This window comes from Shewanella sp. N2AIL, from assembly GCF_022690845.1.
Lineage (GTDB): Bacteria > Pseudomonadota > Gammaproteobacteria > Enterobacterales > Shewanellaceae > Shewanella > Shewanella baltica.
Genome location: NZ_JALBYT010000001.1, coordinates 325,711 through 347,057 on the forward strand (window position 1 = coordinate 325,711; position 21,347 = coordinate 347,057).

Consider the following 21,347-nt stretch of genomic DNA (forward strand, 5'->3'; position numbering starts at 1 on the left):
TGCTAAGTTCGGTCTAAAGAGAGTGAGTGTTAACAGGAAGATGAACAATGACAATTGAGTCAGAAAGTGTGTCTGTGCGTCCTTTATCAAAACGAAATGGGTTAACCTTAACTTGGCTAGGCGGCTTAAGTCTGCTGCTGGGTTTGGGGCTGTTTCTGACATGGCCGGCCTTGTTTGCTGTTGGTTTGATGTTTTTTAGTTTGGGCGCGATTTCATTAATTCTAGGTTTAGCCAAGGTGTATGAGCCGGAAACGACTCTAGCACTAGATGACAAGGGACTGACCTATTTTCATCGCCGCGGCAAAGTGGCTATCGATTGGGATAATATTCAGCGGGTCGATATTCCGCGGGTGACTAATGGTTTAGATACTATAGAGTTATCTTATTTAGGCATTAAACTGAAACATTTAAATCCCATTCTCGATAATATTTCCCTGCGTCTAGCAACAGGATTATTAACTGAACAGCGACCTTTGCTGGTGACGGCTGCCTCTCAAGATGCAGACTTAGCGACTTTAGAAACTTATCTCGGCGCAGAGTTTGGTCCTTTGGTGATAGAAGGGGATCGTTATCGCGGTGTATTGGCAATGTTTGGGCATCGCTGCGTGATGTTAGATACGCGTTTAGGTTATCACTTGTATATTCCCCACGACAGTTTGGACAGAGAAGCTAAGGACTTTATCAAGCTGCTTAGACAACGTATTGCACAAGCCAGTCGCTTAGCGGATTAAGCTTTACCGCAGTTATTAATACGATTGATATTTCATTTTTACGTGAAGATAATCGGTAATAAAAAAGGGGACCCTAAGGGTCCCCAATGAGTTGCAGAGATGAAGTTTGGGTTGTGCAGGGGCAACCCAAAGGTACTAGTACTGCTGTGCTACTCTGCGTGTACCTTATCTACGCCGTAGGTTTTTCCTTCTTTGTGACAGGTCGCGCAAGATTCTATTGGTAGATTAGGATCTGTCATTGCATCCGCTTCAACTACCGCACCGTTACTTCTAAAGTGAGCGACAGCTGCCGCATTAGAATGAGCGTGACAGGTACGGCATGATTCAGCGACTGGGCTAATGTAGTAATCACCGACTTTGATTGAGCGTTTGCCTGAAGTTAAACCATTATCTGCAGCAAATAGTTTGGCATTGTCTTTATGACAAGCCGCACAATCTGTTTCAACCGCTGGATAACCGAACAAATCACCTTTCACATCGCGGAAGATACCTTCTACTACACCGAAGTTACCGCTGTGGAAACGGTGAGCAACTGTGAATAGGTCTTTGTTATTGAAGGTCACTTCAGGATTAACAACTAACTTACCATCATCGCCTTTATAGCCAGTTGCACCGTGGCCAGAAGCGCCAGTGGTGTCGTTATGGCAGTGCATACATTGGTCGAAGGTGTAAGTGCCGTGTCTTGAACCTTTTGCATAATCTAAGGTGCCATGACAAGCATTACACTTAGTTTCTGCGACTGTGATGCGAGCAGGATCAGTCATACGGGCTTTAGTGACTGCACTACCATCAGGGCTATAGAATTTCACTGCAGCTTCGTTACCGATAGGGCTAGTTGGACCAAACTCTAAGTTTGTAGTATTACAGCTAACCACTTTACCCGCTTTAGCACAGAAGTTGGCTTCTGAACCTACGTAGAGAGTGCCCACAGCTTGCGCATCTGGGATATCTTTAACGATAGTTAACACGCCACCAGCAAGTGTTCCACTGTCTAGCTTAATACTGATTGCAGCAGGTTTAACATCTCTCCAAGAGTACACAGTACCGTCAGTGGCCACATTACCGATCAATAGACCATTAGCGACAAACATCGCTGTTGGGTTAGTGGTCGCGTTGTAGGCTTTTAACGATGTACCATCAGCAATTGGCGCACCATTTAAGGTGACATTGGCTGTTAAGGTTAAGGTTTTCATGCCTAGAGTCGCTGATGGAACTGTTGTAGCACTGGTGAAGTCAACTTTGAACAGAGATGCATACTCTGCACGTTTACCAACACTATGTACCACCGCAGGTGACAAGTTACCTGTGCCGTGGCAAGAACTACATTGAGTATCATCTGCTTGAGCTAGGGCAAATTCAGAGTGGTTTTCACCAGTCGCAAAGTTGACTGTCATATGGCAGCCTACACAAGCTTGGGCGTAAATAGTGTTATAGCTAGGTTGGTCTGTAGTATGACAAGAAGTACATTCTTTCAGATCAGATGGGAAGCCAATTTCACTCCATTCTTTAGCGGTATTATTGCTAGTATCGAAGTTTGCTGCGTTTTCTGCGCCAGAGTGGATCCTGTGGATCATAGGTGCAAAGTCAAATATCAAACCTGCGGCTAGATCTGCATCACTTGGGATTTGATCTGGGTTATGACAGGTCACACAATTTTTAACGCCTTGGTAGTTATGGTGGGCTGAAATATTGGCGATATGGCCATCTGCTTCACCGTGACATTTTTCACAGGCTGCGCTACTGACGGTATCTTTACCTGATGATGCAAGTTCATCAGTGGCAGGGATAAAGTCAACGGGTACAGATAAAATCTTGTCAGATAAAGCTACGCCTGCACTGTCAGTGACGTTGTAAGCACGTAGAAATATTCTGTGTACTGCATTTGGATTATCATTGGGATTAATGATTGGCGCTGCGCCATCATGTGCCCAAGTTGCAGTGTAAGTGCCTGGTGTTGCTGTATCTTCGGTTAAAGTACAAGCATTTTTAGTACCGTTAAGACCATCTAAGGTACAAGTTAGCGAAGTACCTGCGGCGTTCGCCATGGCATTGTTTTGCCATTGAATAGGGGCGCCAGTACCTGAGGTATTTTCATTTGCCGTTAAAGAATAAAGCGCAACTTTATCGAGTCCTGTAAAAGGAACATCTTTGTTAGCATTTTTTCCGGTAACAGTAAATTTAACGCTGAAGCCTTCACTGCTGGTCACTTTAATGTCAGCTGGACTTAAAGTGAAAGCCAGATCAGTAATAGATTGAGCAGTCGTTGCGAAGGAGCCCGCAGGGGTTCCGGGTGTACCTGGTGTTCCGGGAGTGCCTGGTGTTCCGGGTGTACCTGGTGTGCCAGGTGCCCCATCTTGACCATCGCTTCCGTCCCCGCAGGCGGTAAGGCTTAAGGTACTGACGAGAGCCAGTGCCAGTAGAGATTTATTGTAGTTTTTCATCATCGCGTCCCTTTTTCTTTCTATAAGACTGCGTGTGCAGTGCCTCTAATATAGGAGGATTCACCTACTTATAAAGTGGTATTTGCAAGTTTGTATCTGATATGTGAACGATGATTTAACAAACGTGGATGGAAATTCTAAAATTTGCATTTTGATATTTTAAATAATGAAATTCATCTGGAAAGCCATGATGGTCATCACAATTTTTATTTTTCAACTTGGGCTTCAGTGAAGAATTCATTTTCGGTTAAGCAAAATATACGAGGCTAAGATAGCCTAAATCTCAGTGATGGAATTGATGTTTTAAGCATCAAAGCGACAGGGGAAATAAGCGGTAATCTCATCTGAGGATAAGTCTTATTAAGAGATAAAATATCGATGAAATTTTGCTGTTTTAAACTTGGATATCTTACTGCCTAAACCCCGTTTAACACCGACTCATCGCAGTGATGTAAACAAGGTTTAGTGAACATTATATCCACGAGCTTGGCTGAGCTTATTGTCTCGCGTTAGCGTGCGGGGTCGAGCGCGGCAAGTAAGGAACGCACGACAAGCGCGCTTTGACTCTGGCTGTATCGCCGATGAATTGCTGGTTTTTCAATAAGATAATATTGTGGCGCCATCATAGTATCGTGGAGTCGATTGAGCTCTGTATCGCTTAGGCGTTCTAAGTGTAATCCGGGCATGTGTTTTACTGTGTGCATATCAATGCTGGAACAAAAAGCCACACTCTTCATGGTGAGTAAATGGGCGTACCATTCCTCCCTGTCGATGACTTTATCCACCGCTGGTAGCAAGAGGCCTTGGCGCTGGCAAAATAATTCTAAGGGGTCAATTTTGCTGTTAAAGCCCTTCACTTCTTGGTAGAGGAATGGATGTCGACAGATTTGCTCTAAGGTAATGTCGGTCTCAATCTGCCACAGAGGATGTTGTTTGGCGGCAACGATGTAAACGCCATTGACTGAGCCCAGTTTGGTATAGCTTAATTCTTTATTTTCAGCACTTTCTAAGGTAATACCAAAATCCAGCGCACCTGCGTGGATTAACTCAGCGCTATTCTCTTGCCATTTATGTAAACGTATTTGCCCTAGCGCTTGGGCGACGTCCGGCGTGCTTAATTGTGGCGCTAAAAAGCTCAATAGCCCATTACAGGCAGCGATATGCAGCGGTAAATCGGCATTGATGGCCGCATTTTGTATCTGAGTTGCAGATTGTTCGAGGTGATAAACCGATTCAGTAAACTGGCAAATAGCTACATACAGGCTTTCTGCTAGGGGAGTGGGTTTTAGCCCCTGTTGACGGCGATAAAACAGTTCATCGTTAAAGGTCAGGCGTAATGCGTTGAGGCAGCGGCTAATTTTCGGTGCAGAAACATCCAGCGCTTTGGCGGCACTGTTCGCGTGCCCAGTGTCGAAAATACTTTTAAATACCAGCAAGGTAAAAACATCGAGTTCACAGATTTGTTTGAGTAATACGTTGCTCATTTTGTATGTTGCCCTGTATGAGTCTTAACTATTTTTTGCGGGGTTATTAAGGGCATTCTGTGGCTCTGACTCTGCTCCTTGCTATTACCCAAACCGCCGCGATTAGCCGCTAAGATTAACAGCAGTCGTGCGGATTAACTGTGATCACTCTCGGCAAAATAACAATTATTTAACTATTGTAAAGGGTGCTATTTCGCAGGCAGTTATTTGGCTGGTAAGGGTTTTGAGTCGGGGTATTAAAAAAATCGAGTAAATAATGCGTTAAAAATACAAGCTCGCCTAAGTGGGTGAGCTTGCGAGCATCATTTATTCGCTGTTTTAGCGAGATTCTATAACATCGTTTTGTACGTGCGATAAGTTACGATTGTCTGTTGCAGGAGTGTGGCCTATTGCATGTGAATAAATGGTTGGCGCATCTTCTTTAATCCGCATGCCAATAAACTGGCCGCCCTCAAAAATTTGCATTGAAGTGCTCGCCACTTCGCCATCGACAACACCATTATGCTGGATCACTAAGCGTTCACAAATGAGTCTGCCTTTGAAGTGTCCGTCCACTACAAACTCATGGCACTTGACTTCACCTTGAATCGTACCGCCCTGTTCTATAGTGATATTAGCCTCAGAAAGCAGTTGACCTTGGATATCACCGCCAACAAGCACATCGCCCGTTAATTCAATATTCCCCGTGAGTTTAGTGCCTCGAGAAATAAAACTAAAAGAGGGACTTTTTTTAGGGGGGAAGAACAGTTTTTTTACAAACATCATCATAAATTAACTTAATTCGAGAAGGGATTAACAGAGTTCAATAGAGGCGCGATACTAGCGTAAAAGCGATGATATGCACAGCTCTGTATGGGTTAATGTGATGGCTTTGCTGCATTAAGTCGGTCGGGTTATTTCAATGGCCTTGCTAGGGCAGGGAGCCACACAGGCGCCGCATCCGGTACAAAGTTCAAGGTCTATTTGCGGACGTGGAGCTTGGCCAATATTGAACTCAAAACTGATGGCTCTAGGCTCACAGGCATCCTTACAACTTTGACACCAGATCCCTTGAAAGGTTAAACAGCTTTCTTGAATATGGGCTTGATACGACCAAGGTATTTGGGCTAAATCGAAGATATTCTCAGGGCATGCCTTAGCGCACAGTGTACAAAAAGTACACTCATTGTCCTTAAATGACACTTCAGGAAATCCACCATCGCCTTTGATGATGATCTGCGTTTCACACACCTCAATACAGGCTGAACAGCGCGTGCACACATCGGTGAACTCGATATCATCACGCACCCAAGGTGGCCTCAAGGCATTATCTTTACGGCGGCGAAAGAGGTTACGACGACTGTGATTAATACTTTGAGTCATGTTGCTCCTCGAACGGTTGGTTATTTAAAGTGATGGGTGTATTCACAGTGATAAAGAAAAATGGCTTGGGATATTTCCACAAGCCATTCAATTTGTTAGCCGTTGTAACCATTGGGATTGGTCGATTGCCAATGCCAGCTACTGTTGGCCATATCTTCTAGCGTATGTGTTGCTTGCCAGCCAAGATCTTCCCTTGCGTGGGTTGGATCGGCGTAGCAGGCGGCAATATCACCCGGACGACGTGGCGCAATTTGGTAGGCAATGGTGTTACCACAGGCTTTTTCAAAGGCATGAACCATGTCCAAAACACTATATCCTTGGCCTGTGCCTAAGTTATAGGTGACCAGACCCGGTTTAGTGGCCAATTTTGCCAGTGCTTTTAAATGGCCATTGGCTAAATCCACCACATGGATATAGTCACGCACGCCAGTCCCATCATGAGTCGGATAATCATCACCAAACACGCTTAAGGCGGCACGTTTCCCCACGGCAACCTGCGCAATAAAGGGCATTAAGTTGTTAGGGATATCATTAGGATCTTCGCCGATTAAGCCACTGGCATGGGCGCCAACCGGATTAAAATAACGCAGACGAGCGATATTCCAGCTCGGATCGGCATTGTGTACATCTGCCAGTATATGTTCAACCATCAATTTAGATTGGCCATAGGGATTGGTCGCCCCAGTGGGGAAGTCTTCGGTGATAGGTAAACTTGCAGGATCGCCATACACAGTAGCCGATGAGCTGAAAACGAGATTTTTCACTTTAAACTCCGCCATAACTTGGCAGAGGATAAGAGTTCCTGTGACGTTATTCTCATAATACTTAAGGGGTTTAGCGACGGATTCACCTACTGCTTTTAATCCCGCAAAGTGAATAACGGAATCAATAGCATGATCGTTAAACACTTTTTGTAATAAGGCTTTATTAAGAATATCGCCCTGATAGAAAGTGACCGATTTACCTGTTATCCGCTCGACTCGGTTTAAGGCTTCTATGCTCGAATTAGACAAGTTGTCTAACACAATCACATCACTGCCTGCATTGAGCAGTTCTACCACAGTGTGAGTGCCAATATAGCCAGCACCACCGGTCACTAAAATCGTCATTACTTCATCCCTTTTACAACGGTTTTTAAATATTGCGCAAAATCTTCACCGATTTCGCTGTGGCGCAGGGCGTATTCAACGTTCGCGCGCATATACCCTTGTTTGTTACCACAGTCGTGGCTCTTACCTTCCATGTAGTAAGCATTTACGGTTTCTTGCTTCATTAACATAGCGATTGCATCGGTTAATTGAATTTCATCGCCCGCGCCCGCAGGGGTTTTAGCCAGTAACGGCCAAATGCTGGCAGGTAACACATAACGGCCTACAACGGCTAAGTTAGATGGTGCTTCATCCACGGCTGGCTTCTCAACCAGTTCGACTAATGGTTCAGACTCTCCAGGTTGTAAATCATGGCCATTCACATCAGCAATACCATATTGGTTAACAACATTGTGTGGCACGCCTTCAACCATGATTTGACCCACTTGGGTTTCATCAAACAGGGTAACCATAGCGGCTAAGTTATCGCGACGCAGATCACAGCTGGCTTCATCGATGATCACATCCGGCAGCAATACTGCAAATGGTGCATCGCCGACGACTGATTTTGCGCACAAAATGGCGTGGCCTAATCCTTTCGCCTGAGATTGACGTACGCTGATGATAGTCACGTCTTTAGGGCAAATTGATTGCACGGCTTCGAGTAACTGACGTTTAACGCGGCGCTCGAGTTGGGCTTCTAATTCGAAACTGGTATCGAAGTGGTTTTCGATAGAGTTTTTACTGGCGTGGGTCACTAGAACAATTTCTTTGATCCCAGCAGCGATAGCTTCACTGACCACGTATTGGATCAATGGCTTATCGACAACTGGTAGCATTTCCTTTGGAATCGCTTTGGTCGCAGGAAGCATACGAGTGCCTAGGCCTGCGACGGGAATAACGGCTTTACGAATTTGATGTTGTTTCATTGCGAACCTTTTAGGTCAAGGAGATGCGATTAATGGCCAATATTGTAAATGACCTGCACAGAAAAGCTATTTACAAACACTAAAAAATTGAGGAAATCTAAGTATTTTAACGGCAAATTCAGGCATAAGTTTTAGCAAAGGTAGCACAGTGGATCTAATCCAGCATTCATGGCGTGTTCCAACAGGGTGATTTTAATGACCTTGTAATATTTGCTTTACGTTTACGTCACAGTAGCGGCACAAGAATAAAGTGTGAGGGAGTTAACAAATTTAAAGCCTTAGACCACTATGGAGTCATGAGTGTTAGCCACCAAGTGAAGATTATGACGAAAGGAACAGAGTACATCGCTCACAGAGCCGATGACACTGGGTTTATCCATTACCCACAAGAAGAGCACGATATTTGGCGTCAGCTTTACGCCCGTCAAGCCGTTAATCTCCCCGGTCGTGCCTGCAAGGAATATCTGCAAGGGCTCGATGCCTTGGGTATGCCAAAGGATCGCATTCCGCAACTTGCCGAAATTGATGCGGTATTACAAGCGACCACTGGCTGGAAAACGGCGGCGGTACCTGCGCTGATTTCCTTCGGCCGTTTTTTTGAATTACTGGCCAATAAAGAGTTTCCTGTGGCCACCTTTATTCGCCGCAAGGAAGAGTTTGATTACTTGCAAGAGCCAGATATCTTCCACGAGATTTTTGGTCACTGCCCTTTGCTCACCAATCCTTCATTTGCCAATTTCTCTCATATGTATGGCCAGTTAGGTTTACATGCCAGCAAAGAGGAAAGGGTATTTTTAGCGCGTTTGTACTGGTTTACTGTTGAGTTTGGCATACTGCAACCTAAAAATGGTCCCTTATGTATCTATGGCGGCGGCATTTTAAGCTCACCCGGTGAAACCTTGTATGCGATGGAAAGTGATGTGCCAGAGCGTCAACCCTTTGATTTGTTGGATGTGCTGCGAACCCCATATCGGATCGACATTATGCAGCCGATTTATTATGTGATTGAGCACATTGATATGCTGGATGAAATTGCCAAGATGGACATCATGGCTTACGTCACTAAGGCCCGTCAGTTAGGTTTATTTGCCCCTAAATTTCCGCCAAAAGCCAAGGCGAGTTAGCCTCGTTGATGAGTTGACTCGTTATTTGGCTGGCATCTGATTTAGCCACCTGCACCTGATTGAGTCATGTGATTTAAGTTATTAATAGAAAATGAGTAAAGAGCAACTGAATATCCCTATCAATGTTGCCAAGAGGAGTATGTATGACAGCGTTATCGAATATGAAATGTGAAGCGTGCCAAGCCGACGCACCTAAAGTGACCGATGAAGAATTGGCTGAACTTATTCGTATGATCCCCGACTGGGGCGTGCAAGTGCGTGATGGCGTAATGCAGCTTGAGCGCGTTTACAAGTTTAAAAACTTTAAACTGGCGATGGCATTCACAAATAAGCTGGCGGATTTAGCGGAAGAAGAATTCCATCACCCAGGCATTTTCACTGAATGGGGCAAAGTGACCGTCACTTGGTGGTCACACTCTATCAAGGGTCTCCATAAGAATGACTTCATCATGGCCGCCAAGACTGACCAGTTATTAGTCTAATTAATTCGCCAATTTAATCAGCATCTTAATCTATTTTTCGATGCTGATTTTTTCTTCCTGTTACAATTCAACTGTAAACTAGGCTTGCCACTTTCTGTTTAACCTTCTAACGTATACGGGCTCTGCTATTTACCCTCATCGCTGACGTTTTCGTTAAGGTAACAACTTGCCTAGCAAGCGTCATTTTTGTTGTAAAGCTTAAGGCGAAAAATAGCTCTGCACGGTTTATCCCCAAAATTCAAATCAAAAAAGGGAATATCAGTCATTATGCGCTTGGAAGTCAGCTGTCAGGATCGTGTTGGTTTAGCCAAAGATATCTTAGTCGTGTTAGAGCGTTATGGTATTAATTTAATTGCCATTGATGCCAGTAACCAAGGATTCCTGTACTTACAATTTGCCGAAATCAGTTTTGAAACCTTAAGTGCCTTGATGCCGCAGATCCGCAAAGTGGAAAGTGTCCATGATGTGCGTACTGTGTCGTTTATGCCCTCAGAGCAAGAACATTACGCCCTTAAAACCTTGCTCAAAACCTTACCCGACTCCGTTTTCTCCATCGATGCTAAAGCGCGTATCCGTATCGTTAACGAGTCCGCCTTGCTCAATATCGGTATGGGTGAGCACGAAGTGCTCGAAGAGTCGCTTAATCATTGGGTGCAAGGTTTTAACTTCAGCCGATGGTTGAGCGAAAGCCAAGTCTTACCGCAAGCGGCAAGGGTACAAATCGGTCCAAACGAATATCTCGCCGAAATGCTGCCGATTTACCTGCCCGATGAGGATGAAAAAACCATTTTAGTTGGCGCTGTGGTGTCGCTAAAATCCCCCGCGCGGGTTGGAAAACAATTTAACGCGCTGCAGAATCAAACCACTGGCTTTGAAAATGTATTAGCCAGCAGTGACAAAATGAAGGAAGTGCTTAAGCAAGCGCGGCGGATGGCCCAGCTCGATGCGCCTTTATTGCTCACAGGTGAAACGGGTACTGGCAAAGAATTAATGGCCAGAGCCAGCCACGATGCCAGCATGCGCCGCGAGAAACCATTTATCGCCATCAATTGCGCCGCTCTGCCCGACAGCGCCGCCGAAGAAGAACTATTCGGTTATGTCAGCCAGGGCAAAGTCGTTAAACGGGGTTTCTTTGAAGAAGCCAAGGGCGGCACAGTATTTCTCGATGAAGTGGCTGAGATGTCCAAGGCCGCCCAAGTTAAGCTGCTTCGTCTATTGCAAGATGGTACCTTTAGACGCATAGGCGGCGATGAAGAAGTCCGCGCCGATGTGCGGATCATTTGCTCAACCCAGAAGAATTTAGCCGAACTGTGTCAAACCGGTGAGTTTAGGGAAGATTTGTACTATCGCATCCATGTGCTGAGTTATCACATACCGTCACTGCGCGAGCGTAAAGTCGATATCATTCCACTGACGGAAATGTTCCTCGAACATTACAGTCAACAGTTGTCTAGCCCAGTGCGGCGGATTTCGGCCCAGTGCCGCGATCATTTGCTCACCTACGCTTGGCCAGGTAACGTACGCCAATTAAAGAACGCAGTATTTAGAGCTGTGTCTATGTGGGATGGTTCGGCTGAGTTGACGGTCGAACAATTAAAATTGCCGTCCTACGCCGAAGGTTTTGGTTACTTTGACAATGAGTTTGAAGGCAATCTCGACGATGCAATGAAGCAGTTTGAGGCGAGTCTGTTGCGCAGATTATATCCTGCCTATCCGAGCACTCGACAGTTAGCGAAAAAGCTCGGGGTGTCGCACACTGCCATTGCTAATAAGCTGCGTGAGTACAAGATAGCCAAGCGTCGTTAAGCCGAGCCTTGCTGGCTTGACGCGATAGATGTAACAGTTTCGTTCCACTTAGTTGCCGACTTTTCAGGCATATTGCTTACCGAGATATTGATAAGCGGCAACTAGGTTATAAACGTAATGATTAGTTTACGAAATGTGAAATAATTGACCTAAATGTGATTTGGGTCACGCTATAGGAATCTGCGCCAGCTTCGGGTATTTCTACGCGCAACAAATACGTTAAAGCAAGCAAAAGGGCGTGCCTCTGTTGGCGCGGAGTGCGTAACGTGTGCGCCCTTAATGAGTCAAAGAGCTCGATTAAAATCGCCGAATATAAGCTGAATGACGCCGCGCGTTTTCCAGCACAATAAAATTGTACGCCTAGCCTTAGAAGCACTGGAGCCAATATGAAACTTGCAAGTTATAACAATGGTCGCCGCGATGGTCAGTTGATGTTAGTTAGCCGCGATCTCACTAAAACGGTTGCCGTTCCTGCTATTGCCCACACTATGCAGCAATTACTCGACGGTTGGGATTTACTGAAACCGCAATTGCAAGAATTGTACGACGCGTTAAATGAAGGCATGTTAGATAACGCGCAAGCGTTTGACGAAGCTAAGTGTTTGTCGCCACTACCGCGTGCCTACCAATGGGCCGATGGCAGCGCTTATGTGAATCACGTTGAGCTAGTCCGTAAGGCTCGCGGCGCAGAAATGCCTGAAACCTTCTGGACAGATCCGCTGTTCTATCAAGGTGGTTCAGACAGTTTTATTGCCCCTAAAGCCGATATTCCACTGGCGAGTGAAGACTGGGGTATCGATTTCGAATCTGAAATCGCGATCATTACCGATGATGTGCCTATGGGGGTGAGCAGCGACAATGCGGCTAAGCATATTAAATTGTTGATGTTAGTGAACGATGTGTCACTGCGTAACTTAATCCCAGGTGAGTTGGCAAAAGGGTTTGGTTTCTTCCAATCTAAGCCATCGAGCAGTTTTTCACCTGTAGCAGTGACGCCGGATGAACTGGGCGCACGTTGGGAAGATTCTAAAGTGCATTTACCGCTGATCACCCATTTAAACGGTGAATTATTCGGTCGTCCAAATGCGGGCATCGATATGACATTTAATTTCAGCCAGTTAGTTTCACATGTTGCGAAAACCCGTCCATTGGGCGCTGGTGCTATTATTGGCTCTGGTACTATTTCTAACTATGACCGTAGCGCAGGCTCTAGCTGTTTAGCGGAAAAACGTATGTTAGAAGTGATTGCTGAAGGCAAAGCCACTACGCCATTTATGCGTTTTGGCGACACTGTTCGCATCGAAATGCTTGATGACAACGACGTAACGATTTTCGGTTCTATCGATCAAAAAGTGGTTGAATACAAAGCCTAAGGCTTTCCCTTAAGGGGCGACATCGACTCAAACTAACGGGGCTTAATTGCCCCGTTTTTATACTGACTTTTATAAGGATGTGAAAATATGAAACTTTATGGTTATTGGCGCTCAAGCGCGGCGTATCGAGTTCGCATCGCCCTCAATCTTAAGGGAATTTCTGCCGAGCAGTTGTCAGTGCATCTTGTACGTGATGGCGGCGAGCAACATAAAGCGGCCTACAGTGCGCTTAACCCGCTGGAGTTAGTGCCAACCTTAGTGATGGATGATGAGCTGGATGCGGATGCATTGTCGCAATCCTTAGCCATTATTGAATATCTTGATGAGATACACCCACAGTCACCATTATTGCCTGCATCGGCTCTTGAGCGTGCCCATGTGCGCGCCATGGCACTCACGGTAGCCTGTGAAATTCACCCATTAAACAATTTGCGGGTATTGCAGTATTTAACCCAAACCTTAGGGGTCGATGAAGCGGCAAAAAATACTTGGTATCACCACTGGGTCGCGAGTGGCTTTGCAGCCTTAGAAATCTTGTTGAAAAGGCACAGTGGTCGTTACTGCTTTGGGGATACAGTGACATTAGCCGACTTGTGTTTAGTGCCGCAGGTGTATAACGCCCAGCGTTTTAATGTGGATTTAATGCCTTATCCCAATGTCATGCGCGTGTGGGCTGAGTGTAATCAGCTAGAAGCCTTTGCCGATGCGGCCCCGGAGCGCCAAGCGGATGCTGTGTGATGGTTTGTAACGAATAGTGCGGATATAGTGTTTACCAATTGAAAGAATGGATGATGAGGCTTGTGTTGCGAGTCTAATCTCTGCGATGGAGTTTAAATGCTTTTCAGTAAAAAATGTCCGTATTGCAAAGGTAAACTCGGCGCTAAGGATGTGCCGATTAAGGAAGGACACTGCTGCCACTGTGAACAGCCGATACGGTATAAACTCAATATAATAAATTGGATGCTACTGTTCATGCCCATCTTTACTGTTAGCGTTAATCTGCTAGACAAAGATGTCTATGGGTTTTGGATTTGTTTTGCGGTAATGGTACCTATTTATAGTCTCGTTTATCTACTCTGTCATGAGGTCGTAAAGTGCTCAGAAACCGATGGCGAAGTGGAGTAAGCGGAATGTCATTCCCGTGGTGTTATCTGACATTGAAGCCAACGATACTGTTATGAGTAATGTATGAGTCATGTTCTGAATGGTGCTATGAATAATGTTATGGATGAGGCTATGTGTGAAGCAGAGCTAAAGCATCGATTACTCAAATGGATAACCCAAGATTGCGAGCGGGTGAGGGCGCTTGAACTTGCGCTCCAATGCGCCAAAGTACACTCAATGCCGCAGTGGTGCCTTGCGGCGGGATTTGTCCGTAATCTAGTCTGGGATCGCTTGCACGGATTTGAGTTGAGTCCACTGAACGATATCGATCTGATCTATTTTTGCCCGTTAGATATCAGTCCCGAGCGGGATCTGGCAATTGAAACCTATCTTAATCAGCTTGCCCCTGAGTTACCTTGGTCGGTGAAGAATCAGGCGCGCATGCATGTTCGAAATCAAGACACGGCTTACACATCTTGTGTTGATGCTATGTCCTATTGGCCAGAGCTTGAAACCGCAATCGGGGTAAGCTATCAAGTTGTTGATACAGAATCTGATACTCAGACTTGTGTTGGGATGAAAAATCATCCCGCGTCTTACGATATTGAGCTGGTGGCTCCTTTTGGGCTGAACTCCCTGTTTGCACTCAAACTGAGCGCCAATCCAAAGCGATCATTATCCGTGTTTGAACACAGAGTCGCGAATAAGGGTTGGCTTACTCGGTATCCTTTGCTTGAGTGTTACCGCACAAGCTGATCTGCTCATTCACTCATCCCTAATTCGACCCCAGCAGTTCTCTCAATTCGTCCCATGTAATTTAGCGACTCAATTTAGCAACTCAATTTAGTTACTCGTTAATTTAGACCGCTAACAGTATGGGTATCATCCTTAAGCCGTTTGGGTTCGGCCATTTTCTGCTTCTATTCTTCCTCATCTAGTCCGATTAATTTGAACTTAATGGCCAAATCCCTCTCAGCTAAGTGCTTTTTATTGTTATTCAAATGTTGGTTTCGCTAATGGTCGCTACCTCTTGCTGTAGTCATTAGTGATGGCTAATAAAGAACTGAGCTCACAGAAAATAAAGGTGTACTGTCGATAAATGTTTGAATTTCGTGATTTAGATCCCATGGGTCGTACCTAGAAATGAGTATTGGCTATTCACTTTGATTTGGATCAATAAAGCAGTCGCGCTTCTCTGGCAGTGTAGGCGTCAATTGTTAAGGATGTAATTTAAAACAAAAACCTATGTTGTACATATGGAGTATGATGATGAACAAAAATACTGTTTCTACACTGATCGCTGCCACCCTTTTAGCTGCTGGTTTTTCTGCTTCTGTATCGGCTCACCAAGCAGGTGACATTATCGTTCGTGCGGGTGCTGTTGTTGTCGCGCCAAACGAATCAAGTGCCAACGTTTTAACTTTGGGTGAGTTTTCAGTCGATAATAATACCCAATTAGGCTTAAACTTTGGTTACATGTTGACAGATAACTTTGGGATTGAGTTATTAGCGGCAACCCCTTTTAGCCATACCGTTTCTTTGCCTGCAGATGGTGTCGGTGAGATTGCTGAAACTAAGCAACTGCCGCCAACGCTAGTGGCGCAGTACTATTTCGGTAATTCTCAATCTGTTATTCGTCCTTATATTGGTGTAGGTGTTAACTACACTAACTTTTATGACAATGATTTTAATGCCCATGGTAAGTCTCTAGGATTAAGTGATTTAAGTATGAGTACTTCTTGGGGCTTAGCTGCACAAGTAGGTTTGGATTATCAAGTGAACAAGAATTGGTTGGTGAACGCATCTGTGTGGTACGCAAAAATTAGTACAGATGTTAAGTTCACTGCCGGAGGTGCGCAACAACAATTCGAAACCGATATTGACCCATGGGTTTATATGGTCAGCGTGGGTTACACTTTCTAATCCACTGATTAGATAAGCGTAAAAAAGGAGCCTTAGGCTCCTTTTTCGTTTCTGCACTTTTTATCGCGCATGTTCCACTCAGGTTAAGCCGACTTAGCGCTTTGGCTTTTTAGCCTTCCAGTGGCGAGTGTTATAGATAAATTCGGGTAATAATACGGTGAGCCAAGCGACGAGGCGCCAGCGTTTGGTCACATAGACGCGGCGTTTGCCTTGCTTCATTGCTTTGATGATCTGTGCTGCAACGTGCGGTAATGGGGCAAGCCACATTGCATTTTGTTGCATGGCGGCTTTGTCGAGTAAACCGAGTTGGATATCGGTAATCGTAATGGGTAACTTGAGGCGCTGGGCGTGCATACATAAGCCCTCAAGGTAATTCTGCCCAAAGGCCTTTGAGGCGTGATAGGCCACACTTGGGCCACCGCGCAAACCTGCGATAGAGTTTATTGCCGCCAGTTGTCCATAACCTTGCTCGCGAAATAGTCTAAATGCCGTATTGCAGATTGCGGCGAAACCTCGCACATTGACATCGATAATGTCTTGCTCTGGCAGCCAAGGCAGCTCAGGATCATAACTATTGAGGCCTGTATTGACTAAGACTAAGTGCGCACCGCCCAGACTCTGCCAGACGGATTCAAGTTGAGTGATAATGGCTTGAGGCTGTTCAATTTGAAGTGAAAATACTTGTACTTTTGTTGGCAAGGATAAGGCAAAATCGCGGAGTGATTCTGGATCTTGGGCGAATAAGACTAATTCAACCTGTTGATCTGCCAATTGCTTTGCAATTTCACGACTTAATTGTGAGCTAGCTCCCACAATTATTGCAGTTGCTTGGGTCATAGGTTTTTCGGCAGCGAAATGGTGGCTTATGATAGGAAGATATGTTCGCCAAGACAAGATTTATAGCTTGGGCGTATGGACATCCAGAAGTCTTTATGTATGATTAGGAGAAACAAAATGAACAAATGGTTGCGTTTAAGCGCGTTGAGATTATCCGCTTTAGCATTAATGGCACTAATGGGTGTGTTATCGGGTTGTGCGACTCCCAATGCTATCGTGGAGATAAAAGGCGAGACCTTGTATCGCGAACGGATTGCTCTGCCCGCAGAGGCTAAGGTCGTAGTGCAACTGCTCGATGTATCAAAAATGGATGTGCCAGCCATAGTGATGGCGGAGCGCGTACAACAAGGTGCAGCAACACCAATGCCATTCAGTTTTGCGATTGGCAGCGATCAGTTCCAACCCGGGCACACTTATGCCATAGGTGCACGGATAATGCTCGGTGATAAGTTATTGTTTATTAATACTCAAGCCTATCACATTGACCTCAATTCGACTGAGCCAATGACGATACTGCTAGAGAAAGTCGGTGGCTAGTTAGCCTGCTCAGAAGTGAGCTGACATACGCGCCGAATCCGTTGGTATTTACGAACAGAAGAGGCGCGGTATGCCGGTTAGAATTCCAGATCATCTGCCCGCAGCAGAAGTGTTAGAGTCAGAAAATATTTTCGTTATGTCCGAGACGCGGGCGGCTAATCAAGATATCAGGCCGATGAAGGTGCTGATTTTGAACTTGATGCCGAACAAAATCGAGACAGAAACCCAGTTATTGCGCTTACTGGGCAACACGCCTTTACAAGTCGATGTGGATTTATTGCGCATTCACGACAAAGAATCCAAGCATACTTCCATCGATCACATGAATACTTTCTACCGTGATTTCGAAGCCGTGCGCCATAAAAATTACGATGGTCTTATCATCACAGGTGCGCCGCTTGGGCAAATCGATTTTGAAGATGTGGTTTATTGGGATCATATCCGTGAAATCATCGATTGGTCGCAAGAGCATGTCACCTCAGTGTTGTTTTTATGCTGGGCGGCCCATGCGGGTTTGTATCACCTCTATGGTTTAAATCGAAAAATATTGCAACGGAAGCGTTCTGGCGTATTCGTGCATCGCCGTACTTCTCAGCATTTCCCACTGCTGCGTGGTTTTGATGATGAGTTCTTTGCACCCCATTCCCGTTTTGCCGAAATGGATGTCGAAGAAATTAGACAACATCCACAGCTGCAGCTATTGGCCGAGTCCGATGAGGCTGGGGCTTATTTGGTGTTAAGTCGGAATAATCGTAACTTGTTTGTGATGGGTCATCCTGAATATCAAAAGTCGACCTTAAACGAGGAATATCAGCGAGACTTAAGCCAAGGTTTAGACCCGAATGTGCCGCAGAATTATTATCGCAATGATGATCCTAAAGACGACGCCATTGCCCGCTGGCACAGCCACGGTAGCCTGCTGGTAAGTAATTGGCTTAATTATTACGTCTATCAGTTAACCCCTTACGACTTAAGCGATATGACGGCGATGACACCGTGGGAGTCGCGTTAAGGTTTTGTTTAGCCTTTTATGGTGATGTGGTCACATGGATGTGACTTTAGCTGATACCCAAAAGCACTTAATATATCTCTCCCTTAGAGCCAACCTTCCACGTTTAACGGCGCTTAATCCCTGCCTTGCTGTAAATCCTTACTGACATTTTCCCCTGAGAAAATCTGCACATTAGACCAAGGAATACTTGCTTTACGTTCGCGTAAACGTCAGAGTGGTTTTATTATCGATTTTATTAAACGTCCCGAGGCTGGTACTAGGCTTCGTGGTCAATTTAGGTTGGAGCCTTCATGAGTACTGAACAGTTAAATCAAGATATCGTTATCGTTGCTGCTAAACGCACCCCAATGGGCGGGTTTCAAGGCAACTTATCATCCGTAGCATCACCCATGTTAGCCGCGACGGCCATTAAAGGCTTGTTAGCGGAAACACAATTGGCGGGTGAGCATGTTGATGAAGTCTTGATGGGCTGCGTATTACCCGCAGGTTTAGGTCAAGCGCCTGCGCGTCAGGCAACTTTGGGTGCGGGATTACCCTTATCCGTTGGTGCGACCACAGTGAACAAGGTCTGTGGCTCAGGCATGAAGACGGTAATGTTAGCCCACGATTTGATTAAAGCGGGCAGTGCAAAAGTGGTGATTGCAGGCGGTATGGAAAGCATGAGCCAAGCGCCGTATTTACTCGATAAAGCCCGCGGCGGCATGCGCATGGGCCATGGCAAAGTGTTAGATCACATGTTTTTAGACGGTCTTGAAGATGCCTACACGGGCGGTGCTATGGGAACGTTTGCCCAGAAAACGGCCGATGAATTTGGTATTACTCGCGAGCAGATGGACGCTTTTGCCCTAAGCTCGCTCGAAAAAGCCAATGCCGCGATTAACTCGGGTGCCTTTAAAGCCGAAATCACGCCCGTTACTGTCAGTGATCGTCGCGGTGATGTGACTATCGATACCGACGAGCAACCCGGTAATGCCCGCCCTGAAAAAATTCCTACGCTGCGCCCAGCCTTTACCAAAGATGGCACTATCACAGCGGCAAACTCTAGCTCGATTTCCGATGGCGCCGCGGCATTGATGCTGACCTCACGCGGCGAAGCTGAGCGTTTAGGCTTAACTGTACTAGCCACTATTAAAGGCCACACTACCCATGCTCAAGAGCCTTCACTTTTTACCACTGCACCGGTTGGCGCTATGGCGAAATTGCTAGCTAATGTGGGTTGGTCAACGGATGAGGTGGATTTATTCGAAATCAACGAAGCCTTCGCCATGGTGACTATGCTTGCCGTGTCTGAACTCGGTTTAGATATCGCTAAGGTAAACGTTAATGGCGGCGCTTGCGCCTTAGGTCATCCGATTGGTTGCTCGGGTTCACGTTTGCTGGTGACCTTAATTCATGCTTTAAAAGCCCGCGGCCTTAAGCGCGGTGTTGCCTCGCTGTGTATCGGCGGTGGTGAAGCGACGGCGATGGCCATCGAGGTTTAATCGCAACAGTTTTAGTTAAATCAACAAGACGGGGCTGGCAAGGGCAATCACTTCCCTTGAGGATAATCATAATATCGCACCGCCAGCCCATCACTCTACAAGGAAAGGATTGCAACATGACCACACAAGTAAAGCATTACATTGACGGTGAGTTTACCCAAGGTACGGGCACATCGCAGATTATTGTCACCAATCCCGCGAATAACTCGCCGATTGCCGTGATTAATGCTGCCACTAGCGAAGAAGTTCACGCTGCTATTGCTAGCGCCAAAGCCGCTTTCAAAACGTGGAAAGAAGTGCCTGTCTCTGAACGTGCGCGCGTCATGTTGCGTTATCAACATCTGTTAAAAGAACATCACGACGAACTTGCGACCATTCTTGCCCATGAAACGGGTAAAACCTTCGAAGATGCCAAGGGCGATGTATGGCGCGGTATCGAAGTCGCTGAACACGCTTGTAACGTGGCGTCATTATTGATGGGCGAAACCGTTGAGAACGTCGCGCGTTCAATCGACACTTACAGCTACACCCAACCACTGGGTGTGTGTGCGGGTATTACGCCATTTAACTTCCCTGCGATGATCCCGTTATGGATGTTCCCACTGGCAATTGCCTGCGGTAACACCTTCATTTTGAAACCTTCAGAACAAGATCCAATGACGCCGCAGCGCCTTGTTGAACTGTTTGTTGAAGCGGGCGCACCTAAGGGCGTATTGCAATTAGTGCATGGCGACAAAACAGCCGTGGATATTCTGCTGGCAGACCCTGCGATTAAAGCCATTTCCTTCGTCGGTTCTGTGGCTGTGGGCCAGTATATTTATAAAACCGGTACCGATAACTTAAAACGCGTACAAGCCTTTGCGGGCGCGAAAAACCACTGCGTTATCATGCCTGATGCGAACAAACAGCAAGTGATCAATAACTTAGTTGGCGCCTCTGTAGGCGCTGCGGGTCAGCGCTGTATGGCGATTTCGGTTGCCGTGTTTGTTGGCGCCGCGAAAGAGTGGATCCCAGAACTCAAAGAAGCCTTAGCCAAGGTTCGCCCAGGTTTATGGGACGATAAAGAAGCCGGTTATGGCCCTGTCATAAGCCCTGCGGCTAAGGCACGCGTGCTCAAGCTTATCAAGCAGGGGATTGATGAAGGCGCCGAGTGTTTACTCGATGGCAGCGACTTTACCGTGGAAGGTTATGAGTCAGGCAACTGGATTGGCCCAACCATGTTCAATAAAGTCTCCACAGAGATGAGCATCTATAAGGAAGAAATCTTCGGCCCAGTACTGTGTTGCATGGAGTCGGACTCATTAGAAGCGGCCATCGAATTAGTCAATGCCAGCCCTTATGGCAACGGTACTTCTATCTTTACTGCCAGCGGTGCGGCAGCTCGTAAATATCAACACGAAATCGAAGTCGGCCAAGTGGGAATTAACGTGCCTATTCCTGTGCCATTACCTTTCTTCTCATTTACTGGTTGGAAGGGCAGTTTCTACGGCGATCAACATGCCTACGGTAAGCAAGCGGTACGTTTCTATACCGAGACTAAAACTATCACTTCACGCTGGTTTGAGTCCGATATCGCCGTGGCGTCTACGCCAAACATGAGCATTAACTTGCGCTAAGCTCGTTCGCTAAGCTT

20 protein-coding genes are annotated in these 21,347 nt (G+C 46.1%); 12 read left to right on the forward strand and 8 right to left on the reverse strand.

What is annotated here, in order from left to right:
• The first annotated feature begins 47 nt into the window (after window positions 1–47).
• A complete protein-coding gene (locus MO387_RS01480) occupies window positions 48–731 on the forward strand; it encodes a DUF2982 domain-containing protein (RefSeq protein ID WP_107946973.1) in 684 nt (227 codons plus the stop codon).
• A 149-nt stretch (window positions 732–880) separates the two neighbouring features.
• Here MO387_RS01480 and MO387_RS01485 read toward each other — a convergent pair whose 3' ends face one another.
• The 6 genes from MO387_RS01485 to galU all read right to left on the reverse strand — a co-directional run bounded on the left by MO387_RS01485 (window position 881) and on the right by galU (window position 8,035).
• Entirely contained in the window at window positions 881–3,175 is a 2,295-nt protein-coding gene (locus MO387_RS01485) for an OmcA/MtrC family decaheme c-type cytochrome (protein WP_107946974.1), read from the reverse strand.
• A 506-nt stretch (window positions 3,176–3,681) separates the two neighbouring features.
• Entirely contained in the window at window positions 3,682–4,656 is a 975-nt protein-coding gene (locus MO387_RS01490; RefSeq protein WP_012196838.1) for a LysR family transcriptional regulator, read from the reverse strand.
• Window positions 4,657–4,974: 318 nt separating this feature from the next.
• Window positions 4,975–5,424 carry a polymer-forming cytoskeletal protein gene (locus MO387_RS01495; RefSeq protein WP_107946975.1) on the reverse strand — a complete coding sequence of 150 codons (450 nt, stop codon included), beginning with the start codon at window positions 5,422–5,424 and terminating at the stop codon, window positions 4,975–4,977.
• Window positions 5,425–5,535: 111 nt separating this feature from the next.
• Complete coding sequence (napF, locus tag MO387_RS01500; RefSeq protein ID WP_107946976.1) at window positions 5,536–6,018, reverse strand: ferredoxin-type protein NapF; 483 nt, start codon at window positions 6,016–6,018, stop codon at window positions 5,536–5,538.
• 95 nt (window positions 6,019–6,113) lie between these two features.
• Complete coding sequence (galE, locus tag MO387_RS01505; RefSeq protein WP_107946977.1) at window positions 6,114–7,127, reverse strand: UDP-glucose 4-epimerase GalE; 1,014 nt, start codon at window positions 7,125–7,127, stop codon at window positions 6,114–6,116.
• Window positions 7,127–8,035, reverse strand: a complete 909-nt coding sequence (galU, locus tag MO387_RS01510) for a UTP--glucose-1-phosphate uridylyltransferase GalU (RefSeq protein ID WP_107402248.1) — start codon at window positions 8,033–8,035, stop codon at window positions 7,127–7,129. Before galU ends, galE begins: the two co-directional genes overlap by 1 nt.
• A 323-nt stretch (window positions 8,036–8,358) precedes the next feature.
• Between galU and phhA the strand changes: the two genes are divergently transcribed.
• From phhA to maiA, 5 genes are all read left to right on the forward strand, one after another.
• The gene (phhA, locus tag MO387_RS01515; protein ID WP_107950172.1) at window positions 8,359–9,159 is read left to right on the forward strand and encodes a phenylalanine 4-monooxygenase; all 801 of its coding nucleotides are present in this window, start codon (window positions 8,359–8,361) and stop codon (window positions 9,157–9,159) included.
• Window positions 9,160–9,302: 143 nt separating this feature from the next.
• The gene (locus tag MO387_RS01520) at window positions 9,303–9,641 is read left to right on the forward strand and encodes a 4a-hydroxytetrahydrobiopterin dehydratase (RefSeq protein ID WP_006081014.1); all 339 of its coding nucleotides are present in this window, start codon (window positions 9,303–9,305) and stop codon (window positions 9,639–9,641) included.
• A 267-nt stretch (window positions 9,642–9,908) separates the two neighbouring features.
• Entirely contained in the window at window positions 9,909–11,447 is a 1,539-nt protein-coding gene (gene tyrR, locus MO387_RS01525; protein WP_242325948.1) for a transcriptional regulator TyrR, read from the forward strand.
• Between the two features lie 386 nt (window positions 11,448–11,833).
• Entirely contained in the window at window positions 11,834–12,820 is a 987-nt protein-coding gene (locus tag MO387_RS01530) for a fumarylacetoacetate hydrolase family protein (RefSeq protein ID WP_006081016.1), read from the forward strand.
• An 87-nt stretch (window positions 12,821–12,907) separates the two neighbouring features.
• Window positions 12,908–13,558, forward strand: a complete 651-nt coding sequence (maiA, locus tag MO387_RS01535; RefSeq protein WP_107946978.1) for a maleylacetoacetate isomerase — start codon at window positions 12,908–12,910, stop codon at window positions 13,556–13,558.
• A 92-nt stretch (window positions 13,559–13,650) separates the two neighbouring features.
• On the opposite strand, the gene MO387_RS01540 is transcribed toward maiA, so the two are convergent.
• Window positions 13,651–13,794, reverse strand: coding sequence for a hypothetical protein (locus tag MO387_RS01540; protein WP_199908795.1), 144 nt, complete (start codon window positions 13,792–13,794; stop codon window positions 13,651–13,653).
• A gap of 214 nt (window positions 13,795–14,008) precedes the next feature.
• On the opposite strand from MO387_RS01540, the gene MO387_RS01545 reads away from it, so the two are divergent.
• Window positions 14,009–14,680: a nucleotidyltransferase family protein gene (locus MO387_RS01545; protein ID WP_107946980.1), complete on the forward strand. Its 672-nt coding sequence runs from the start codon at window positions 14,009–14,011 to the stop codon at window positions 14,678–14,680.
• 513 nt (window positions 14,681–15,193) lie between these two features.
• Complete coding sequence (gene ompW, locus MO387_RS01550) at window positions 15,194–15,847, forward strand: outer membrane protein OmpW (protein ID WP_107946981.1); 654 nt, start codon at window positions 15,194–15,196, stop codon at window positions 15,845–15,847.
• A gap of 93 nt (window positions 15,848–15,940) precedes the next feature.
• Here the strand turns inward: ompW and MO387_RS01555 are convergent, their stop codons facing one another.
• The gene (locus MO387_RS01555; RefSeq protein WP_107946982.1) at window positions 15,941–16,684 is read right to left on the reverse strand and encodes an SDR family NAD(P)-dependent oxidoreductase; all 744 of its coding nucleotides are present in this window, start codon (window positions 16,682–16,684) and stop codon (window positions 15,941–15,943) included.
• Between the two features lie 117 nt (window positions 16,685–16,801).
• On the opposite strand from MO387_RS01555, the gene MO387_RS01560 reads away from it, so the two are divergent.
• The 4 genes from MO387_RS01560 to MO387_RS01575 all read left to right on the forward strand — a co-directional run bounded on the left by MO387_RS01560 (window position 16,802) and on the right by MO387_RS01575 (window position 21,330).
• Window positions 16,802–17,221, forward strand: a complete 420-nt coding sequence (locus MO387_RS01560) for a YbaY family lipoprotein (protein WP_107946983.1) — start codon at window positions 16,802–16,804, stop codon at window positions 17,219–17,221.
• Between the two features lie 70 nt (window positions 17,222–17,291).
• Complete coding sequence (gene metA, locus MO387_RS01565) at window positions 17,292–18,233, forward strand: homoserine O-succinyltransferase (RefSeq protein ID WP_107946984.1); 942 nt, start codon at window positions 17,292–17,294, stop codon at window positions 18,231–18,233.
• A gap of 290 nt (window positions 18,234–18,523) precedes the next feature.
• Window positions 18,524–19,714: an acetyl-CoA C-acyltransferase gene (locus tag MO387_RS01570; protein ID WP_107946985.1), complete on the forward strand. Its 1,191-nt coding sequence runs from the start codon at window positions 18,524–18,526 to the stop codon at window positions 19,712–19,714.
• 116 nt (window positions 19,715–19,830) lie between these two features.
• A complete protein-coding gene (locus tag MO387_RS01575) occupies window positions 19,831–21,330 on the forward strand; it encodes a CoA-acylating methylmalonate-semialdehyde dehydrogenase (RefSeq protein WP_012088747.1) in 1,500 nt (499 codons plus the stop codon).
• The last annotated feature ends 17 nt before the right edge of the window (window positions 21,331–21,347 follow it).